The organism is Xanthomonas sp. 3058, assembly GCF_014199765.1.
GTDB classification, from domain to species: domain Bacteria; phylum Pseudomonadota; class Gammaproteobacteria; order Xanthomonadales; family Xanthomonadaceae; genus Xanthomonas; species Xanthomonas campestris_B.
The window spans coordinates 1-2,970 of sequence record NZ_JACHOF010000047.1; the positions used below are offsets into that span (position 1 = coordinate 1).

The 2,970-nt window shown below is 51.8% G+C and carries 4 protein-coding genes and 1 pseudogene; all 5 read right to left on the reverse strand.

Annotated features, from left to right (window positions below; genetic code table 11):
- Positions 1–456 (reverse strand): DUF6792 domain-containing protein (locus GGR61_RS20770; RefSeq protein ID WP_184623806.1); only part of this gene is annotated, 456 nt, incomplete at its 3' end.
- Positions 453–1,112, reverse strand: coding sequence for a hypothetical protein (locus tag GGR61_RS20775; RefSeq protein ID WP_184623808.1), 660 nt, complete (start codon positions 1,110–1,112; stop codon positions 453–455). The genes GGR61_RS20770 and GGR61_RS20775, both read right to left, overlap by 4 nt.
- Positions 1,109–1,573: a hypothetical protein gene (locus GGR61_RS20780; protein WP_260289070.1), complete on the reverse strand. Its 465-nt coding sequence runs from the start codon at positions 1,571–1,573 to the stop codon at positions 1,109–1,111. The genes GGR61_RS20775 and GGR61_RS20780 overlap by 4 nt, the downstream gene beginning before the upstream one ends.
- A 502-nt stretch (positions 1,574–2,075) precedes the next feature.
- Positions 2,076–2,657, reverse strand: coding sequence for a DUF4189 domain-containing protein (locus GGR61_RS20785; RefSeq protein ID WP_326520651.1), 582 nt, complete (start codon positions 2,655–2,657; stop codon positions 2,076–2,078).
- Positions 2,629–2,970: pseudogene (locus GGR61_RS20790) on the reverse strand (Type IV secretion system protein virB6); the annotation flags it as partial. The pseudogene GGR61_RS20790 and the gene GGR61_RS20785, both read right to left, overlap by 29 nt.

Sequence of the window (2,970 nt, forward strand, 5' to 3'; positions counted from 1 at the left end):
AACCGCGCCGTATGCATTGAAGGTCTCGCCCTTGAGACCAAAGTGGTGCGCAGTGACCTGGGCCAGATTGCCGCCGAGGGAATGGCCGGTGACGGTGACGTCGAGCGTTTCGCCGTCCTTGCCGAGTTTCTGTGCATAGACCAACGCATGCTTGGTCAACTCGGTTGCTTCGGCGGCCTGGCGATTGTGACGTGCTGCGACCATGCCGCCATCGGTGTAGACACCATCCTGCTTGAGCTCGCGCTCAGTCTCGGTGCCGCGATGGGCGACGATGATTTCGTCATTATCGATCCGCTGATAAATAATGCCTTGATAGCCTGAAGGACTGTCTACATACTCAAGGCGCTTATAAGTAATGCCGCCAATGTTTGCAGGGCGGCTATCCAGGCCCGTCTCTCGCGGTTCTTTATAAACATCGTCAGATAGCGCCGCATACTGTTGGCTCGTAAGGCTCATGGGATCACCTTTTCAGTAGTCAGGGTGACTTTAAAGATGTCATTGCGGGCATTGTCATTGAATTGGTCGACTCTTGATCTGCCGCTATCAGGGAAGTTGTCGACATCTTCTTTTGGGTAGCGTCCTTTCCAAAAGTAAGTGACCTTTGGGGCCGGGCTGTAAATCTCGTTCTTAAACAGGGCCGGCTGAAAGCGTGTGTCTTCATGCTTTTCGGTCGCTTTCAGGGAAATTCCAACTCCGTCTAACTCAAAAGAACACGTTCCCTTGCCATAATAGTCCGCATCTACCATCCCATCTGCATAGATGGTCGCCACATAGGTGGTGTCATTGACTTTACTAAAGTGAATGGGTATCCCATCTTCACTGGATTTATTCCAGACACCTGCAATCGGTTCGATTGGCGTGCATTGTTTGTGGTTGGTCATTTCATAGAATGCTGTTCCCGAAATCCGCTCAAACGGCCCCGGCGCATCCTCGATGGTCATCGTGATCCGGTATGCCTGCATCGGATGAGGGTTCTTGCGGTAGACCGGATCGCCGTCGGCAGTGGTCGCGTCGGTTTCGTGCTTTTCAGAAGCGGCATTCATGGGGTTGCACCCTGCCAAGAGAATTAGGAAAAGACAGCCCAAAATATTGATTTTCAGATAACTGTTCATGCCGCCATTGTGCGCTGTGCAGACCGCTCTGCGGCGGTGATCGCATTGCGCAGTTGGCGAGCACTGCGGTTGATATTGGCGCTGTGCAGCACGACAGCAATGAGCAGGAAGCCGAACACTAATCCGAGCTCAGGGAGTTGCATCACCAAGCGCATTAGTAAGGGAATGCACGTCGCACCAACGGCCAATAGGAGCATCAATGCGGTCATGTAGGTCGTGTTGAAGATCGTCTTGTGCAACTGTCGTAATTCCGCAGTCTGCTTATCTTGGCTGCGCAGGTTTTTCCAGATGCTCGCGGCATGTGCAATCCGCACTGTCAGCAGCAGGACAATTACAAAGTGTAGCCCGGCACCGACAAGGGCCACATAGTGCGTAAGCCCGAGCAGGACAGTGAGCGCGCCGCGGTAGGCAAGGGCGAGTAGGCTGACGGTAAGCGCAAGCGTTAAGACAACCAAGATCATCAGGTTCTGAAGGGTCTGTGCTGACCGGTGCCAACGTGCCTCATGAGGGGAGAGTGCTCTATCCACCGCATCGCTCCTATGACGTGCGAGTCATGTGCTGCGCAGCACATGAGGAATCCTGTGTCTTACCACGGAGGTAAGCGATGGACAGACCCGTGCAAAGATCTGTGCCTACGCTGCGTTGAAGCAGTATGGGTTGGTGACAGTGACAGTGACAGTGACAGTGACAGTGACAGTGACAGTAAAGGTGCCGGTGGCGGAATCTACCGAAGCCCCAAGTCGGTGCGGACGCCCAGCGTGTAGAAAGTGAAGGGATCGTTAGTTTTAGTAGGCGATCACTTCGTAGTGACCGCCGCCGGTTTGGGCAGGAGTTTGAAGAGTGATCAAGTGCAGCAGAAAATGCGTCAAGCAATCTACTCTTTTATGGAAATAAATTTCCAATAAATTATTTTTTTACAATAATCCAAAATTTTTTAGAGCTGAATATGTGTTGGTGCTGCGCTTAAAAGCTCTTAAAAACTGGTTCCGTGCACGCCGTATATATTGTCTTACACTGGCTGCCGGAATTTGATTTTTTGCAAAAAGAAATTGCATTCTTACTTGCGACTTCAATTGATGGGCCAGCTGCAAAACCCCTTATGATGGATCCCCTGAGCTCCGGTTCAGCGATTGCGGCACATCTATTTTCATAAACATAAAGAATGCTGCATTTTTTTTTGCTTGCTCCTTCACACTTTTCAAGTGCATCTTGCTGAGCTTCAGATTTTTTGAACTTTCCAGTAGATACGCCTAAGTTTTCATTGCCGTCGCCGGCAATCGCACCCCAAGTCTTGATCCACTTGCCGCTAGGGCGTGGGTCCTTTGGGATTGGGTCTCCTTGAGGGATGGGCGCGCACGCAACAGCCCCTTGGCCTCCAATTTGATATTGTCCAACTGGACAGCCTTGAGCAAGTACACTGCCAGAAACAAAAAAGAATGCAAAAATAAAAATGACCGTAGGGTTTTTGGTCATTGTGACCATCAAGAGAGGTAATTTTTTGATCGTGCAAAAAAGATTAAGCATCTTGCTGCCCAGCTTGTCCACGCGAGCCGGTTGGCTGGGATATTTGTATAGGCGTTGCACCAGTAATTTTAGATGTCGCATGTGAGGTGTTGCCTGCGCTTCCGCTTTGCGGTTGTTCGCCGCCCTTAGCCACCTGCTGCGGCATATACGACCCAGCTGGCTGCCCCTGGGGACCTGGGGCTGCTGCATTATTAAACGCCGAGTAGGCCATGAACGTGCCCATATTGCCCTGCCATAGTGCGGCGGCGATGGTCGGTACGGTGACGATGAGCATGGTCATGATCAGGCCGATGCCGCCTTGTTGCAGGGCCTGGCTGGAGAGGCCTTCGGCGCT